Below are 17,602 nucleotides of genomic sequence, written 5' to 3' on the forward strand. Positions count from 1 at the left end.
CAATTCAAACAGCCTGGTACCGATCGTGTGCGGTGTACCGATCGTGTGCGGTCGTCGAGCTTAAGGGGGTCATCATGATGCTGGCGCATACCAATTTTCACGGCGTTTCATACAACGGCTACGTATCATGATGCAGCAAAACACAACGGTTCCAGCTAGTTTCAATCATGAAGGGCGGGTCACAAAACGGTCCCTGCTGGCAATCGTGCCGGTCCATACCCCAAGCCGGCAACGTGAGTACATCTGGATTGACGATATACCAATCTTGTGGCGCCTCGCATTCATAGCTGCACTTGGCGCGCGCGAGCGACCGATTTGGGCCGATCAACGTCCGGCTGCATACGCGTGGGATTGGCGGGATTGGGTTATGGATCAGAGTTGGGATGTCCCGGATCACGTGACCCTTCAGTGTACCGCTCACCATAACCCGCTACAGCGATAATCACCCCAGCGTAAACGCCCCTGCTCGCATCACAGGCTCGATTTCTCCCGCAATGGTAACGCCATCGACCTCCACCTGCCCCGATCCGATCATCCAATCGACATGGATCAAACTCTCGTTCGCCCCGCGCGCCGCATCACACCCGCCTTCCATGTTCAACGAAAGGGCCTGGCCCAGCGCGATATGGCAGGCAGCATTTTCATCGAACAGCGTGTTACGGAAAATCAGCCCCGATTGCGCGACCGGCGAAGCCTCCGGTACCAGCGCCACCTCGCCCAATCGCGCCGCCCCCTCATCGGTGCCGATCAGCGCTCGGAACACGTCCTGCCCCTTCGAAGCCTGCGCCTCGACGATGCGCCCGGCCTCGAACCTGACCCATATCCCTTCGATCAACGCACCACCATTAACCAGCGGTTTTGTTGCAGAAACAACGCCTTCCACCTTCATTTTGTGAGGCATAGTAAACACTTCCTCGGTCGGCATGTTTGGCAGACACACCGTCCCATTACGCGCCTCGACCGAGCCACCGGCCCAACGATGATCCTCCGCCAAGCCAACCCGTAAATCCGTCCCCGGCCCGCGAAACTGCAGCGCGGCAAAGCGCTTCTCGTTCAGCACGTCGCAGCGCCGCCGCAGCGTCGCCGCATGGTCCCGCCAAGCACGCACCGGATCGGATCGATCGACCCGGCTGACCGCGAAAATCGCATCCCATAATTTCGCCACCGCCGCATCGCGCGGCTCATCGGGAAACACCGAGGCCGCCCATCCGGGCGTTGCAAACGACAGGATCGACCAATTGGTGGAAAAACTGCTGATCAGATTGCGAACAGGCTTCATCGCCGCAGCCGTCGCCCGCTGCGCCCGCCCGATCCGCGCCTGGTCGCATCCCGCCAGCAACATCGGGTCCGACCCCACAATGGTCAGCACCGCCGCACCATCGCCCACCGATTTTGCCATCGCCTCGTACAACCACGCCGGTGCGAAGTCGAAACTGTCCTCGTCCGCATGGACAAATCGCGCCCGCTGGATCACATCATCCGCGAACAGTGGCACCACCAGCGTGGCACCCGCATCATAGGCATGCGCGACAATGCGCTGCACCAGCGCCCGCGCCTCGATCGGCGCGTTGACGATCAATTCCTGCCCCTTCTGCACATTGACGCCGATCTTCACGGCAATCTCGGCAAACCGGTCCAGCTTTTCGTCATGCGTCACATTATCTCTCCTTCGATCACCATGCCGTCATAGCCCGGCTCGATGCCGGCCGGCAGCCCTGCCCGCAACGCCGCGTAATCCATGTCCGGCCCCATATGCGTCAACACCGTCCGCCGCGGCCGTAGCGCGTCCACCCAAGCCAGCACCTGGTCCAGATTGGCATGGGTCGGATGTTTCGGCCCGCGCGTGAAACAATCGACGACCCAGGTATCGATCCCCGCCAACCGCGCGAACTCCGCCTCGTCGAACCGCATCACATCGGTGCAGTAGGCAAAATCGCCGATCCGCAGACCGAGCGAAGGGATAAACCCATGATCTTGTCCAATGATCCCGAGCGGCAGACCGCAAATCCGGTGCGTTTCACCGGGCGCGATCCTGTGGGCATCGATCACCGGCCGAAAAAACCCTGGCGGCTGCCACGGCTTGAACGCATAGTCGAACCGCCGGATCAACTCCGCCCAGGTCCGCTCGTCGCTGTACCCGGGAATCGGCGCGTCCAGGATCCGGTTCAGAATCCGCACTTCGTCCAATCCCGCGATATGATCGGCGTGCGCATGCGTAAACAGCACCGCATCGATCCGGCCGATCCGGTGCGCGGTCAACTGCAACCGCAGTTCCGGCGCCGTATCGACCAGCAACCGTCCCGCCGCGCTCTCGATCACGACACTGGCCCGCGTCCGGGCATTCCGCGCCTCGGCAGGGTCACAAATCCCCCAATCGCCCGCACCATCGCTGCCACCAATCTGCGGCAAGCCCGCCGAACCGCCGGTCCCGAGCAGCGTGACGCGAAACTTCATGCGGCCTTGGTGAACAGGCGGCGAAAATTCCGGCTGGTCAAATCCGCGAGTGCTGGTCCGCTCAGCCCAAGCACGTCGGCCAGCACGCGCGCCGTATGTACCGTATTGGCCGGCTCATTGCGCTTACCGCGCAACGGTACCGGCGCCAGATAGGGCGAATCGGTCTCCACCAGCACGCGATCGGCTGGCACATCCCGCGCGATCGCCCGCAGCTCGTCCGATTTCGGAAACGTCAAAATCCCCGAAAACGATACATACCCTCCGATCGCCAGAGCCCGTTCGGCCAACCCCCGGCCGGATGAAAAACAATGCAGTACAAACGCAAACGGCTGCTCAGCGTGAGCCGCCTCGAGCATCGATGCGATATCCTCATCGGCATCCCGGGCATGGATGGCAAGTGGCAGGCCAGTAAGCTGCGCCGCCCGGATATGTGCTGCAAAATTCGCCGCCTGCACGTCGCGCGGCGCCCTGTCGTAAAAATAATCCAACCCGGATTCACCGATCCCGATCACCTTGGGATGCACCGTCAAGGCTGCGATCGTCTCGGCAGCCGGCACACCGCCCTCCCCGCCCGTATTATGCGGATGCACACCCACACAGGCCCACACATTCGGGGCCGCCGCCGCCATCGCCACGGCCTGCTGCGACTGCGCAAGGCTGGTGCCGATCGTCACCATTTCGCCCACGCCTGCCGCCGCCGCTCGCGCCAGCACCGCCGGCCGCTCGGTTTCCGTGAAATAATCCAGATGGCAATGGGAATCGATCAGCATGACCGTTATATAGACCGCAGATCGCTCAACCGGAACCTGCCGCCACGCGCCCCGCCGCCGGCACCGCATCGCCGCCCGTCCAGGAGACCTTCATGAAACATCCGGTCATGCTGACCATTCTCGATGGCTTCGGCTGGCGCGAAGACCCCGCCGACAATGCTGTCGCCTTGGCGCAGACGCCCAATTTCGACCGCCTCTGGCAAGCCTCGCCCCACGCCTTCCTGCGCACCTGCGGCAACGATGTCGGTCTACCGGACGGCCAGATGGGTAATTCCGAGGTCGGACACACCAATATCGGCGCGGGCCGCGTCGTCATGCAGGAACTGCCGCGCATTGATGCCGCCATTACCGATGGCTCGCTGGCCGCGAACCCTGACCTGCAACGCTTCATCGCCGCCCTGAGACAATCCGAAGGCGCCTGTCACCTGCTCGGCCTGATCTCGCCGGGCGGCGTGCACGCCCACCAACGTCACGTCGCCGCCCTCGCCACCCTCATCGCCGATGCCGGCGTGCCGGTGTTCATCCACGCCATCACCGATGGCCGCGACACCGCCCCCGAAAGCGGTGCCGACTGTCTGCAAACCCTGATCGATGCCATTCCCTCCGGCGCCGAAATCGCCACCATCATCGGCCGTTACTATGCCATGGACCGCGACAACCGCTGGGAGCGGGTGGAACGCGCCTTCGACCTGCTGGTCGATGGCGCCGGCACCGCCGCGACCGATCCGGTCGAAGCCGTGCGTGCCAGCTACCGCGCCGACATCACCGATGAATTCATCAAGCCTGTCGTCATGACCGGCTATGCCGGCATCAGCGATGGCGATGGCCTGCTTTGCGCCAATTTCCGCGCCGATCGGGTACGCGAAATCCTCACCGCCCTGCTCGACCCCGGCTTCGATGGCTTCTCGCGCGCCCTGGTCCCAAAATTCGCCGCCGCCCTCGGCATGGTTCCCTATTCGGACCATATCGACAAACTCATGCACTGCCTGTTCCCCCCGAACCCGATGACGAACCTGCTCGGCGAAGTCGTCGCCCGCGCCGGCAAACGCCAACTCCGCGCCGCCGAGACCGAGAAATACCCGCATGTCACCTATTTTCTGAACGGCGGCCGCGAAACGCCGTTTGAAGGCGAAGACCGCATCATGGTCCCCTCGCCCAAAGTCGCCACTTACGACCTGCAACCCGAAATGTCCGCGCCCGAACTGACGGACAAAGTCGTCGCCGCCATTGAAACCGGCGAACTCGACCTGATCGTGTTGAACTTCGCCAATCCCGACATGGTCGGTCACACCGGCATCCTCGCCGCCGCCGTCAAGGCTGTTGAAACCGTCGATACCTGTCTCGGCCGCATCGCCGCCGCCATCGCCGCCCGGCACGGCAGCCTTATCGTGACCGCCGACCACGGCAATTGTGAACTGATGCGCGACCCCGCAACCGGCGGCCCCCACACCGCCCACACGCTCAACCGCGTGCCCGTCCTGCTCGCCGGCGCGGCACCAGGCAGCACCCTGCACGACGGCCGCCTCGCCGACCTCGCCCCCACCATCCTCGCCCTGCTCGGCATCGCCCAACCGGCTGAAATGACCGGAACCTCGTTGATCGGGACAGCTGCGATTGAGGGGTGACGCAGACAAGGAAGAAGGCCAGGCGATTGCCGTGCCGGCTCCCGTGCCCGCCCTCCCCGTACCAAAAACGACTGGATTCCAAAGGTTCCGCCTTTGGTTGGGGTCCACGGGGCAAAGCCCCCTGGCCTGTTTTCTTGTCTGCTTAACCCCACTCGCCGCCCTACTGCTCATCCTGTCCGGCATGGCGCACGCCGGGTCGCTGGATCGGGCGCGCGCACGGCTTGATGCGGACAATCGGGCAGCGCAGCAGCACCAGGCGGCCGCGGCGGCGGCGTTGCGTGCTACGGCGGCGGCGCGGGCGCAGCAGGCGGCGCTGGTGACGCGCGAGGTCGCGGCCGCCGCCGCCCTGCGCGTCGATGAAACCGCGACGGCAGCTCTCGTCGGGACGCTCGACCATCTGACGCGCCAGGCACACGCAGCCCGTTCGGCATTACAGGCCGATTCGGCGGCCATCGCGCCGTTGCTGCCGTTGATGGCGCGGCTCGCCCTGCACCCGGCCGCGACCTTGCTGGCCGCGGATGCCGCACCCGGCCGCGCGGCGGAGGGCGCGCTCGTGATGCAGGGGCTGACCCGCGAAATCGGCGCCCGTGCAACCGCCTTGCGCGCGGCCCGGCGTCGCTACGCCGCACTGACCGCCGACCTCAGCGCCCAGCAGGCGGCGCTGACCCAGGCCATCACGACCCAGCAGGCAAGTGATGCCGCTCTGCAGAGGGATATTGCGAAGGTTAGCGCCGAACAAGCCGCATCGATCGCCCGGCACGCCGCGGAACAGCGTGCAGCGAACATCGCGGCAGCACATGCGCATGATCTGGTCGGCGTGATCGCCCGATTGGAAAGCGATCGGCGTAGGGCGGCTAAGGCCCGCGCGCAGGCCGCCGCCGCGCGTTTGCCCGCACCGGGCGGCGTCCTGCCGCAGCCGCTCCGCGGCGCGCCGGTGGCCGGCAGGCTGATCCGTGCCTTCGGCGCGCCGACCGCGGCGGGCCCGGCAACCGGCGACACGTTTGCGGCATCGCCAGGCGGCGTGGTCAGCGCCGCCTGTACCGGCCAGGTCGTCTTTGCCAAACCGTTCGAGAGTTACGGCAAGTTGATCATTCTCGATTGCGGCGGCGGATACGATTTCGTGATGGCCGGGCTCGAGCGGTTTTCGGTCAGCGTCGGTCAATCGGTCCGGGCTGGTCAACCGGTAGGCAGCATGGCACGATACGATCTGCACGACCCAGGCAATCAGCCAAGTCTTTATGTGGAACTGCGCCGACACGGCACCGCGATCGACCCCGCCGGTCATTTCGGCGCCGGCACGTAGGTTTCGGGACGGCGCGAAATCCGGTACTGGACTTCCGGTCAGGGCGCATTATTGGTTGAGGCACAGGAGATCGGGCGTGGCAAAAGGATGGCGCGGATGAAGTTTCGGACCAGCTTGTTGATCGCCGGCACCTTTATTGCCGGTGTCGGAATCGGCATCATCGCCCCGGTGGTGCGCGGCGCGCTGGCCGATGCGCCGGCCGGCAGCGACACCTATCAGCAACTCGGCCTGTTCGAGAATATCTTCCAGCGGGTGAAGGCCGATTATGTGATGCCGGAACCGTCGAAAAAACTCATCTACGATTCCATGAACGGCATGCTGGCCGGGCTCGATCCGCACAGCGGCTACATGAACAAGCGGCAGTACCAGGACATGCAGGCCGAAACCAGCGGTCAGTTCGGCGGCCTTGGTCTCGAAGTGTCGCAGGCCGCCGGTTTTATCAAGGTGATCAGCCCGATCGATGGCACGCCCGCCGCCAAGGCCGGCATCAAACCCGGCGATCTCATCGTCGGGATCGACGGCAAGCCGATGGTCGGCCTCACGCTCGACAAGGCCGTGACCGCGATGCGCGGCCCGCCGGGCAGCAAGATCACCTTGACCATCAAGCGTGCCGGAGTCGACAAGCCCATCGTCGATACCCTCACGCGCGCAACCATCCATGTCCAGGCGGTCAAGGACAAGCTCTACGGCAAGATCGGCTATATGCGGCTCGCGAGCTTCTCCGAAAACGCCAGCCGCGACATCCGCCGCGCCGTACGCAAACTCCGCCGTGAAAGCCACGGCCATGTCGATGCCTATGTGCTCGACATGCGCAACAACCCCGGCGGTCTGCTCAACCAGGGTATCGCGGTCGCCAACGATTTCCTGCAGACCGGCGAAATCGTCTCGACCCACGGCCGCCACAGCTCCGATGACGAAGTCTGGTACGCTCATCCGGACAATACGCTGGTCAAACACACACCGCTGGTCATCCTGGTCAATTCCGGCACCGCCTCCGCAGCCGAAATCGTCAGCGCCGCCCTGCAACAAAACCGCCGCGCGGTCGTCATGGGCACGCGCACCTTCGGCAAGGGCTCGGTGCAGACCATCTTCACCATCCCGGACCACGGTGCACTGCGGCTGACCACCGCCCTCTACTACACGCCGTCCGGCAAATCACTTCAGGATTACGGCGTGCAGCCGGATGTGGTCGTGCACGAGAGCCGCAACCCGAAGGATCAATTCCCGAAAATCCGCGAAGCCAACATGCCGAACGCGTTCCACAACCCGTCCGGCATGAAGGCGCCGATCCTGCCGCCAAAGCTGGTGCTTCCCGCCATGGCCAAAACCATCGCACCGCGGCCGCCGGTCGGCTGGCCGAAGCTCGACCCTGAGAAACCCGCAACCGACTATCAGTTGCAGATGGCGCTGAAACTCGCGCGCGCCATGGCCCGGCAGGGTGCATCCAGCCAGGCGGACGCAGCACACTGATCTCCCTTCCGGCCATGCCGCGCGTACCCACCTCACTCAAACTGTTCTGGGGGTGCGTTGCGGCTGTCTTCGTGATCGGCGTTGCCGCTTTGCAATATCTGGGCCCGATCAAATCAGTCCCGGCGCTTGCCGCGCGTGGCAATGGAATACCCGCGCCGAGCCCGATGCTTCAGGCGGCCTCCAGCGTCGATCCGGCGTGGAAAATCCCGCATCCAGGTCCCTACGGCGTTACCCCGATGCATTATTACGCGGCCCGTTCCACCGCGGCGGCCGATCAGCCGCGCGTCGCGATCATGATCGCCGGCATCGGCTACGCCCTGACGCCGAGCCTTGCCGCAGTGCACGATCTGCCCGCGCAGATCTCGCTCGCCTTGTCGCCCTACGCCCCGCACGATGCAGCCATCGCCGCCACCGCCCGCGCAGCCGGCCATGAAACCATCATCGGCCTGCCGATGCAGGTCGATGGCGAACCCACCTTCACCGCCGGCGACGATGCGCTGCGCGCCGGCTCGGCGGCATCGCACAATCTGAAACGGCTCGACTGGGCTCTGTCGCGCACCGCAGGCTACGCCGGCGTCACCGATACAATCGGCCTGACCGTGCCGGAATTATTCCTGAAACATCAACATGCTGCCGCCTGGCTGGGGGACCAGCTCGCCAGGGCCGGCGTCTTCATGATCGTCACCAGCCCCAACGTTTCCCCACCACCCGGCGTTGTCACTGGCGTGGCGGACGTCGTGATCGACCCCGATACGGGCATCGCTGCCGAAACCGCCGCGCTAAACCGCCTCGGCACCATCGCGCTCGCCCACGGCCACGCGCTCGGTGTGCTCAACCGACCGACCGGCCCGGCCATCGCCGCCCTGGCAGCCTGGTGCAAGAGCCTCACCGCGGCCCATATCGCCCTCGTCCCGGTCAGCGCGCTGGCCCTGCCCGCCGGATCGCGATGATCGACCCCTCCACCCTGCCCTATCGCCCCAACGTCGGGGCCGCCCTGTTCAACCGCGCGGGGCAGGTTCTGGTCGCGCGCCGCGCCGGGTATCAGGCGAGCTTCACCCACCCTTGGCAATTACCGCAAGGCGGTATCGATGCCGGGGAAGACCCGCGCACCGCCGTTCTGCGCGAACTCGGCGAGGAAATCGGCACCACCGAAGCCGCCATCATCGGCGAAATCCCCGACTGGATCACCTACGATTTCCCGCCCGATATCGCAGCCAAGCTGGGCAATCGCCATCGCGGCCAGCGCCAGCGCTGGTTCGCCCTGCGTTTTACCGGCACCGACGCCATGATCCGGCTCGATGCCGATCCCAATCCCGAATTCATCGACTGGCGCTGGACCGATCTGGCCGCCATCCCCGCCCTCGCCGTCCCGTTCAAACGTCCCATCTATGAACGCATCGCGCGCGATTTCGCCGCATTCGCAACCCCGCAAGGAGACTGATCTTGGGTGAAATGATCGAACTGACCGCGGCCGACGGCCATAAGTTCCACGCCTATGCCGCCGGCGACGAAACATCCCAACGGGCGCTGGTGGTCGTGCAGGAAATCTTCGGCGTCAACCGGCACATGCGCGAAATCTCGGATCACCTGGCAAGCTTCGGCTATCGCGTGCTCTCCCCTGCGGTGTTCGACCGCGCCGAACGCAATGTCGAGCTCGACTACACGCCCGAAGGGATTAAAAAAGGCTTGGAACTGCGTGCCGCCATCGCCGAAGCCGATGTCATGCTCGATATCGAGGCAACCGCCGCAAAACTCAGCCCGCGCCCGACCGGGATCATCGGCTATTGCTGGGGCGGCACCATCGCTTGGTGGGGTGCAACCCGCAGCAAGAGCTTCAAGGCCGCGATCGGCTGGTACGGCGGCGGCATCGTGCAGACCAAGGAAGCGACCATCGCCTGCCCGGTGCAACTGCATTTCGGCGCGCTCGACAAAGGTATCCCGCTTACCGATGTCGAAGCGATCAAGGCCTCCCAGTCTGCGGTTCCAGTCTTCATCTACGAGGGCGCCGATCACGGTTTCGGCTGCGACGCGCGGGCGAGCTTCAACGCAGAGGCCAACAAGCTCGCCGAAGAGCGCAGCCTCGCCTTCTTCGCCGAACATCTGGTCTGACCCCCGATCGGACCTTCACCTATTGAAACACCGCGCCGGTCATGCTCATGACGCTCCATGAATGAGCTGACCGACGAACGGATTCTGATCCTCGACTTCGGCAGCCAGGTGACGCAACTGATCGCGCGCCGGCTGCGCGAGGCCGGGGTCTATTGCGAAATCTGGCCCTTCGATGCCGATCCCGCCCGTATCGCGGCATTCGGAGCGCGCGGGTTCATCCTCTCCGGCGGCCCGGCCAGCGTCAGCGATGAAAACTCGCCCCGCGCACCCCAACTCGTCTTTGACTCCGGCGTGCCCGTACTCGGCATCTGCTACGGCCAGATGACGATGTGCGCCCAGCTCGGCGGCGATGTCAGCAGCGCCCATATCCGCGAATTCGGCCGCGCCTTCGTCGACATCACCGATGATTGCACCTTGTTCGACGGTGCCTGGACCCGTGGCGGCCGCGAACAGGTCTGGATGAGTCACGGCGATCATATTACCGCCCCGCCGCCCGGCTTCCGCACGGTCGCCGCCAGCGACGGCGCACCCTTCGCCGTCATCGCCGACGATACCCGGCGTTTCTACGGCCTGATGTTCCACCCCGAAGTCATCCACACGCCGCACGGGGCTCAGCTGCTGGCGAATTTCGTGCACAATGTCTGCGGCCTCTCGAAGGGCTGGACCATGGCCAACTTCCGCGATGTCGCGCGCGGCAAAATCCGCGCCCAGGTCGGCACCGGCCGCGTCATCTGCGGCCTGTCCGGCGGCGTCGACAGTTCGGTGGCCGCGGCGCTGATCCACGAAGCGATCGGCGATCAACTGGTCTGCATCTTCGTCGACCACGGGCTGCTCCGTGCCGGCGAGGCCGACGATGTCATCCGCGTCTTCCGCGACCGTTTCAACATCACGCTGATCCACCGCGACGCGTCAGACCTGTTCTTCGCCGCCCTCGAAGGCGTCTCGGACCCCGAACAAAAACGTAAGATCATCGGCGGCCTGTTCATCGACGTGTTCGAACAGGAAGCCGTCAAACTCGGCGGCGCCGATTTCCTTGCCCAAGGCACGCTCTATCCGGACGTGATCGAAAGCGTCTCGGTCACCGGCGGCCCGAGTGCCGTCATCAAATCCCACCACAATGTCGGCGGCCTGCCCGCGCGGATGCGCATGCAACTGGTCGAACCCTTGCGCGAATTGTTCAAGGACGAGGTCCGCGCCCTGGGCCGCGAACTCGGTCTGCCGGAAACCCTGGTCGGCCGCCATCCCTTCCCCGGCCCCGGCCTCGCCATCCGCATCCCCGGCCCGGTCGATCGCGAAAAAGTCAAAATCCTCCAGCAGGCCGACGCCATCTACCTCGAGGAAATCCGCACCGCCGGCCTGTACGATGCCATCTGGCAAGCCTTCGTCGCCCTCCTGCCGGTTCGCAGCGTCGGCGTCATGGGCGACGGCCGCACCTACGACTTCGCCTGCGCGCTCCGTGCCGTCACCAGCACCGACGGCATGACAGCCGACGTCTACCCCTTCGACATGCAGTTCCTCACCCGGGTCGCCGGCCGCATCGTCGGCGAAGTCCGCGGCATCAACCGCGTCACCTACGACATCACCAGCAAACCCCCTGGGACCATCGAGTGGGAATGATCTCGCCATTCTGATGAACGAGGCAATCGAGCGCGGCTGGCGCACCGATCACCCGGCCAGCTCGATCTAGCGAAAAAAAGTGGCTGCCGAGTCGGATCGCGCCTGGTCAGTCGCTGCGATTGCGACAATGATCGGGCCACAGTCCGGGCCTGTAGCCGCCTCGTGCTGGTGGGCCTCTTAAGCGCGCAGCGGCCTGGCGATGTCCTGGCGATGACGTGGACGGACCATGATGGCGATTGGATCAGGCAGCGCCAGGTGAGTCAGCAGCAGAAAACCGGCGTCGAACTGCACATCCCAGCGCACCCCACACTGCGGCGCTCGCTCGACAGACTGCAACCTACCACGGCGTAGATTTGTATTCGTCAGTCCGATCGACGGTGGATAACGGACCATTTCAAGCATGTGTTCATCGCAACCCGGAGGCGGCTGGAGCGTCCCGAAGATCTGTATTTCCATGGGCTGCGGCACTCGGTGGCGTCATGGCTAGCCGGGAGCGGCGCCACCGTAGACGCGATCAGAGCGATCACCGGGCACAAACCGATTGCGATGGCGTCCCATTACACCCCGGGCGCAGCGCAAAAACTGCTGGCGCGTTCAGCAATGGCCGGTTGGTTATTTCCCTGAAACACGAGACCAGTGGAAACCATAAGTCCGCATCCGAGAGTTACGCCACATAACCCTTTGAAATTTTGGTGAGCCCGGAGGGAATCGAACCCTCGACCCCAAGATTAAAAGTCTCGTGCTCTACCAGCTGAGCTACAGGCTCTCACCAAAACAGGATGTACCGCGAAACGACGCCGTCGCGGTAACGCTGCAATGACCAAGTCTTGGCCGGTTCGTCAAGCCCAGCCGATCCGTGCCACGCCGCGTTCCGCCGTTTCGGTTTGCAACGGAGCCATGAAATCGGCTGGGCTTTACATTTGGCAAACAGGTTCAGGCCGCAAGCTCCATCTTGATGATCTTGGTCGGGTCGGTCACACGGCCGCTCTGTCCCTGGCCCTTTTTGATCTGATCGACGAATTCCATCCCTTCCGTCACCTGGCCGAACAGGGTGTATTTGTCGTCGAGGAAGGTTGCCGGCGCAAAGCAAATAAAGAACTGGCTGTTGCCACTGTTGGGGTCGTTGGTCCGGGCCATACCGAGCGCGCCAGTGAGGAAACTGGCTTTCGTGGTGAATTCGGCAGGCACATTGGGCAGCGGGCTGCCACCGGTGCCGGTGTTCGACGGGTCGCCGGTCTGCGCCATGAAGCCGGCGATGACGCGGAAGAACTCGCAGCCGTTATAAAACCCCTGTCCGGTCAACGTCTTGATCTGGGCGCAGGTTTTCGGCGCCAGATCGGGGCGCAGAACGATGGTAACGCGGCCGAAAGGCAGCGTCAGATAGATCGTGTTGGCGAGATCGGCGGCAGCAGCAGTCTCGGACATAAGAACTCCAGCAAAAGGTGAAACCGCCGCGGCGGCCAGGGTGGTGCGTGTCAGGGTACGTCGTGTAATCATGTGGTTCTGCCAACCCGGCGAAGGGTTCTCTCCAAGGTCAATTTTGGCACGAAGCTCGATATGTCGCCGCCCAGTTGAGCGATTTCCTTAACGAAGCGTGACGAAATGAACTGTTGCCGTTCGCTCGCCATCAGGAAGATCGTCTCGATACTCTGGTCGAGCCGGGCATTCATACCGGCCATCTGGAACTCGTAGTCGAAATCGGATACGGCGCGCAACCCGCGGACGATCACATGCGCGCCAAGCTCGTTTGCAAAGGCGATCAGCAGCGAATCGAACGCGCGTACCTCGATGATCGTACCGGTGCGCGCAGCGATCGGCTCGATTTCGGCGCGGACCAGTTCGACCCGTTCGTCACTCGGAAACAGCGGTCCTTTACCGGCATTGCGCGCAACGCCGATGACCAGGCGCGCACACAGCGAGGCGGCGCGGCTGATGATGTCGATATGTCCGTTGGTGATCGGATCGAACGTACCAGGGTACAGGCCCGTCAGGCCCGTGCGCTCGGAGCGGGGGCGATCAGACATTGTCGACATCGCTCCCCTCGGCATCCTCGCCATCGTCGATCACCGGGAACACGCTGGTGACCTGTTCGTCCTTGTCGACGCGCACCAGGGTGACACCCATCGCCTGGCGGCCAGTGATGCGGACCTGATCGATCGGGGCGCGGATCAGCTTGCCCTGATCGGTGACCAGCATGATGTCGTCGCCGGCGCGGACCGGAAAGGTTGCCGCCACGGCGCGACCATTGCGGGGTGCCAGCGTGATGTTGGTGATCCCCTGCCCGCCCCGGCCGGTCACCCGGTACTCATAGGCGGATGAGCGCTTGCCGAAGCCGCCGGTCGTGACGGTGAGCAACATATCCTCCTGCTCGGCAAGCTGGGCGGCGCGTTCGGCGGTCAATGTGATCTCATCAGCGACTTCGCCCTGATCGGTCGGTTCGGCTTCGGTCTCTTCACCGTTGCGGCGCTGGGCGGCGGCGAGTTTCAGGTAGGCGGCGCGTTCTTCGACCGTGGCATCGACATGGCGGAGGACCGAGAGCGAAATGACTTCATCCCCTGCCGCCAGCCGGATGCCGCGCACGCCATTGGAGTCGCGCCCGGCGAACACCCGCAGCGTGTCGTCGGTGATCTGAAACCGGATGCAGCGGGCAAGGCGGGTCGCGAGGAACACGTCATCGCCCTCGCGACAGGTGGCGACGCCGACCAGATGATCGCCCTCATCCAGCTTCATCGCGATCAGGCCGGAGGAGCGCACGTTGCGGAAATCGGCCAGGCGGTTGCGCCGGACGTTGCCCGAAGCGGTCGCGAAGACCAGGTGGAGATCATTCCACAGCGTTTCGTCCTGCGGCAACGGCAGCACGGTGGTGACCGCATCGCCGTTGAGTTCGGGCAGGATATTCACAATCGCGCGGCCTTTCGCCGCCGGCGCCGATTCCGGCAGACGCCAGACTTTTTCGCGGAACACCTTGCCGCCTTTGCTGAAGAACAGCACGAATTGATGGGTATGCGCATTGAAGCTGCGGGTAATCACATCGTCACCGCGCATCGAGGCCGCCGCCCTGCCCCGTCCGCCGCGGTTCTGGGCCCGAAACATATCGAGCGGTGTGCGCTTGATGAACCCATCGCGTGTCATCGTGACAACCATCTGGCCGGGTTCGATCAGGCTTTCATCGTCCTGGTCGGCCACGCTGTCTTCGATGCTGGTCATCCGCGGCGAGCCGATGCGGGCGCGCACGGCATGGAGTTCCTCGCGCATCACTTCGAGCCGGCGCGGGCGCGAGCCGATAATCGCAAGCAGTTCGCCGATTTTCTCGCCGACTTCGCGCAATTCAGCCTGGATCTTGTCGCGTTCGAGGCCCGTGAGCCGTTGGAGGCGCAATTCCAACATGCCGCGCGCCTGCGCTTCGGTCAGGCGGACGGTGCCCGCCGCGGTAACCTGGTTGCCGTGATCGTCGATCAACGCAAGCAGCGGCAGGACATCGCCGGCCGGCCAGTCACGCGCCATCAACGCGGCGCGGGCAGCGGCGGCATCGGGGGCGGCGCGGATCAGGGCGATGACATCGTCGATGTTGGCGACCGCGATGCCGAGGCCAACCAGAATATGCGCGCGGTCACGCGCCTTGTTCAGGTCAAACCGGGCGCGGCGGAGAATGACGTCTTCGCGGAAGGTGATGAAACAATCGAGCGCATCACGCAGGCCGAGCTGACGCGGCCTACCGCCATCGAGTGCCAGCATGTTGATGGCAAAGCCGGTTTGCAACTGGGTGAAACGGTAAAGCTGGTTTAGCACCACTTCGGGCGTGGCATCGCGCTTGAGTTCGACCACCATGCGCATGCCATCCCGGTCGCTCTCATCGCGCAGGTCGGAAATGCCTTCAATTTCCTTGTTGCGGACCAGTTCGGCGATGCGTTCGAGCAGATTGGCCTTGTTGACCTGATACGGCAGTTCGCTGACCACGATGGCTAGCCGGTCCTTGCGGATCTCCTCGATCGCGGCGCGGGCGCGAATGACGATGGAGCCACGGCCGGTCTCAAAGGCGCTCCGGATGCCAGACCGGCCCAGAATCATCGCGCCGGTCGGGAAATCTGGGCCGGGGACGATTTTCATCAGATCATCGAGCGTCGCTTCGGGATGTTCGAGCAGATGCAGCGTGGCGTCGATGATTTCCGTGGGGTTGTGCGGCGGGATGTTGGTCGCCATGCCGACCGCGATGCCGTTGCCGCCGTTGACCAGCAGATTGGGGTAAGAGGCCGGCAGCACGCGGGGTTCGGAATCGGATTCGTCGTAAGTCGGTTGAAAATCGACCGTATCGCGGTCGATGTCGGTGAGCAGTGCCATTGCCGCATCCGCGAGGCGGGCTTCGGTATAGCGCATCGCAGCCGGCGGATCGCCGTCGACCGAGCCGAAATTGCCTTGACCGTCGATCAGCCGCACGCGCATCGAAAAGCTCTGCGCCATGCGGACGGCGGCGTCGTAAATCGCGGAGTCGCCATGCGGATGATATTTACCCATCACCTCACCGACCATGCGAGCCGATTTGCGATAAGGCTTGTCCGGCGTGTTGCCCGATTCGGCCATGGCATACAGAATGCGGCGATGGACCGGCTTCAGCCCGTCGCGCGCATCCGGCAGCGCGCGCGAAACAATGACGGACATGGCGTAATCGAGATAGGAACGGCGCATTTCCTGCTCGATGGTCACGGGCGAGAGGCCGCGCGGGCCTTCAGTGGTATCGGATTGGTCGGTCATATCCGTGTCATATCATTTTCGGGGTGTGGGGGCGAGTGCGCCACCGTCTACGGCCAAGCCCCGATGAACAGGCCCGACAGCACGGCAAGACGGTCGCCGATGCCGCGGTCGTTGGACGGTCTGCCACGGGCCAGGCGGGACAGATCGCGCCGGGCGAGGATTGCAAGCGTCCCGATCGGTGCGGCCGCGCGCGGCAGGCGGATCGAAACCAACCCGGCCGCGGTCCGGGCCAGCGCGGTCGAATCGATGCCCCCTTGCGGTAACAGATCGCGGCCATGCCGGCTCAGCGCCTCCGCCGTGGCGAGGATGCGGGCGATGGCGTAGCCCGTGCCGACGGATTCCAGCGCCAACGCTTCGGTATCGTTGGTGATGCCCAGCAGTCCGCCGGCCAGCGCGGCAAGCCGGCCGGACGTGCCGCGCACATAGCGCATGAAGGCGGAAAGATCGGGGATCGGCTCGGCTTCAGCCTCTCTGGCATCGATCAGCGCGATCAGATCGGCCGGCGCGAACACATGACGGTTCAAAGCATCCCGCAGCAGCCGGGCGATCGGGTGCGCGCGCCCGGCACCTTCGACCACTTCGCGCCACCAATGCAGCCGGATCAGCGCGAGCGGCGCAGTACTGGCAACTTCGCGGGCGCGGGCGAGTTCGTGGTTGAACGCATAAAGCAGCAGCAGATCGCGCCTGTGCGGGGCCGGGGCGAAAATCGCGCCGAGAAACCGATCTGGGTCAGCGCGGCGAACCAGAGCGGCCAGTTCATCGTCGGTCATTGCCGAACGCGATCGAAGCTTGACGCGGCACGGCCTGAACCATAGCTACCGTGCACGCAACCGGTGCGGTTCGCGCGCCGGCACGAACACAGTATCCCAACCAGGATCGGAGGTGCCATCATGGCATTCGAACTTCCCCCATTACCTTATTCTCACGCGGCGCTCGCTGCACACGGCATGTGCCAGGAAACGCTGGAACTGCACCACGACAAGCATCACCAGGCCTATGTAACGGCGCTGAACGGCTTCGTTGAGAAGAACGCGGAATTGCAAGGCAAGACGCTCGAAGAGATCATCCACCATACCCACGGCAAGGCCGATATGGCGCCGGTGTTCAACAATGCCGGGCAGCACTGGAACCATAATCTGTTCTGGCCGGCGATGTCGCCGACCGACGGCGGCAAGATCCCCGGCAAGCTCGAGGCGAAGCTGATCGAGGATTTCGGCTCGGTTGACAAGTTCAAGGACGCGTTCAAAACCGCGGCCACCACGCAGTTCGGTTCGGGCTGGGCCTGGCTCATCCTGACACCGTCCGGCAAGCTCGCGGTGACCAAGACGCCGAATGGCTCCAACCCGCTCGCCACCAAAGAGGGCACCGCACTCCTCGGCATCGATGTGTGGGAACATTCCTATTACCTGGATTTCCGCAACCGCCGGCCCGATTACGTGACTAACTGGCTCGATAAGATTGCCCATTATGCCTATGCTGAGCATCTGATGGGTTAACGACGCTGG

17 protein-coding genes and 1 tRNA gene are annotated in these 17,602 nt (G+C 64.1%); 9 read left to right on the forward strand and 9 right to left on the reverse strand.

What is annotated here, in order from left to right; translation table 11 throughout:
• Positions 1-442 precede the first annotated feature (442 nt).
• From AruPA_RS05875 to AruPA_RS05885, 3 genes are read right to left on the reverse strand one after another with little or no spacing between them, the layout of a single operon-like run.
• Positions 443-1,657 carry an aminopeptidase gene (locus AruPA_RS05875; RefSeq protein ID WP_265635707.1) on the reverse strand — a complete coding sequence of 405 codons (1,215 nt, stop codon included), beginning with the start codon at positions 1,655-1,657 and terminating at the stop codon, positions 443-445.
• Positions 1,654-2,454, reverse strand: coding sequence for an MBL fold metallo-hydrolase (locus AruPA_RS05880; protein ID WP_265635708.1), 801 nt, complete (start codon positions 2,452-2,454; stop codon positions 1,654-1,656). Before AruPA_RS05880 ends, AruPA_RS05875 begins: the two co-directional genes overlap by 4 nt.
• Positions 2,451-3,224 carry a TatD family hydrolase gene (locus tag AruPA_RS05885; protein ID WP_265635709.1) on the reverse strand — a complete coding sequence of 258 codons (774 nt, stop codon included), beginning with the start codon at positions 3,222-3,224 and terminating at the stop codon, positions 2,451-2,453. The genes AruPA_RS05880 and AruPA_RS05885 overlap by 4 nt, the downstream gene beginning before the upstream one ends.
• Before the next feature lie 92 nt (positions 3,225-3,316).
• Here AruPA_RS05885 and gpmI point away from each other — a divergent pair, with 92 nt between their 5' ends.
• From gpmI to guaA, 7 genes are all read left to right on the forward strand, one after another.
• Complete coding sequence (gpmI, locus tag AruPA_RS05890) at positions 3,317-4,849, forward strand: 2,3-bisphosphoglycerate-independent phosphoglycerate mutase (protein WP_265635710.1); 1,533 nt, start codon at positions 3,317-3,319, stop codon at positions 4,847-4,849.
• A 181-nt stretch (positions 4,850-5,030) separates the two neighbouring features.
• Positions 5,031-6,152 (forward strand): murein hydrolase activator EnvC, encoded by a 1,122-nt coding sequence (locus AruPA_RS05895; RefSeq protein WP_265635711.1) that lies wholly within the window; start codon positions 5,031-5,033, stop codon positions 6,150-6,152.
• Between the two features lie 96 nt (positions 6,153-6,248).
• Positions 6,249-7,622 (forward strand): S41 family peptidase, encoded by a 1,374-nt coding sequence (locus tag AruPA_RS05900; RefSeq protein ID WP_265635712.1) that lies wholly within the window; start codon positions 6,249-6,251, stop codon positions 7,620-7,622.
• 14 nt (positions 7,623-7,636) lie between these two features.
• A complete protein-coding gene (locus AruPA_RS05905; protein ID WP_265635713.1) occupies positions 7,637-8,572 on the forward strand; it encodes a divergent polysaccharide deacetylase family protein in 936 nt (311 codons plus the stop codon).
• Entirely contained in the window at positions 8,569-9,063 is a 495-nt protein-coding gene (locus AruPA_RS05910) for an RNA pyrophosphohydrolase (protein ID WP_265635714.1), read from the forward strand. The genes AruPA_RS05905 and AruPA_RS05910 overlap by 4 nt, the downstream gene beginning before the upstream one ends.
• 2 nt (positions 9,064-9,065) lie before the next feature.
• Entirely contained in the window at positions 9,066-9,731 is a 666-nt protein-coding gene (locus AruPA_RS05915; protein ID WP_265635715.1) for a dienelactone hydrolase family protein, read from the forward strand.
• A 57-nt stretch (positions 9,732-9,788) separates the two neighbouring features.
• Positions 9,789-11,348 (forward strand): glutamine-hydrolyzing GMP synthase, encoded by a 1,560-nt coding sequence (gene guaA / locus AruPA_RS05920; protein WP_265635716.1) that lies wholly within the window; start codon positions 9,789-9,791, stop codon positions 11,346-11,348.
• Between the two features lie 177 nt (positions 11,349-11,525).
• Here guaA and AruPA_RS05925 read toward each other — a convergent pair whose 3' ends face one another.
• Positions 11,526-11,804, reverse strand: a complete 279-nt coding sequence (locus tag AruPA_RS05925; protein ID WP_265635717.1) for a hypothetical protein — start codon at positions 11,802-11,804, stop codon at positions 11,526-11,528.
• On the opposite strand from AruPA_RS05925, the gene AruPA_RS21775 reads away from it, so the two are divergent.
• Positions 11,751-11,972: a tyrosine-type recombinase/integrase gene (locus AruPA_RS21775; RefSeq protein WP_408858573.1), complete on the forward strand. Its 222-nt coding sequence runs from the start codon at positions 11,751-11,753 to the stop codon at positions 11,970-11,972. The genes AruPA_RS05925 and AruPA_RS21775 overlap by 54 nt on opposite strands.
• Positions 11,973-12,038: 66 nt before the next feature.
• On the opposite strand, the gene AruPA_RS05930 is transcribed toward AruPA_RS21775, so the two are convergent.
• From AruPA_RS05930 to AruPA_RS05950, 5 genes are all read right to left on the reverse strand, one after another.
• Positions 12,039-12,114: transfer RNA gene (locus AruPA_RS05930), tRNA-Lys, on the reverse strand.
• A 167-nt stretch (positions 12,115-12,281) separates the two neighbouring features.
• Positions 12,282-12,845, reverse strand: coding sequence for a peptidylprolyl isomerase (locus AruPA_RS05935; RefSeq protein ID WP_265635718.1), 564 nt, complete (start codon positions 12,843-12,845; stop codon positions 12,282-12,284).
• A complete protein-coding gene (coaD, locus tag AruPA_RS05940) occupies positions 12,842-13,372 on the reverse strand; it encodes a pantetheine-phosphate adenylyltransferase (protein ID WP_265635719.1) in 531 nt (176 codons plus the stop codon). Before coaD ends, AruPA_RS05935 begins: the two co-directional genes overlap by 4 nt.
• Positions 13,365-16,097, reverse strand: a complete 2,733-nt coding sequence (gene gyrA, locus AruPA_RS05945) for a DNA gyrase subunit A (protein ID WP_265635720.1) — start codon at positions 16,095-16,097, stop codon at positions 13,365-13,367. The genes coaD and gyrA overlap by 8 nt, the downstream gene beginning before the upstream one ends.
• 47 nt (positions 16,098-16,144) lie before the next feature.
• Positions 16,145-16,867, reverse strand: coding sequence for a squalene/phytoene synthase family protein (locus AruPA_RS05950; RefSeq protein WP_265635721.1), 723 nt, complete (start codon positions 16,865-16,867; stop codon positions 16,145-16,147).
• A gap of 120 nt (positions 16,868-16,987) precedes the next feature.
• On the opposite strand from AruPA_RS05950, the gene AruPA_RS05955 reads away from it, so the two are divergent.
• A complete protein-coding gene (locus AruPA_RS05955) occupies positions 16,988-17,593 on the forward strand; it encodes a superoxide dismutase (RefSeq protein WP_265635722.1) in 606 nt (201 codons plus the stop codon).
• Positions 17,594-17,602: the final 9 nt, after the last annotated feature.

It is taken from the genome of Acidiphilium sp. PA (assembly GCF_026191915.1).
Lineage (GTDB): Bacteria > Pseudomonadota > Alphaproteobacteria > Acetobacterales > Acetobacteraceae > Acidiphilium.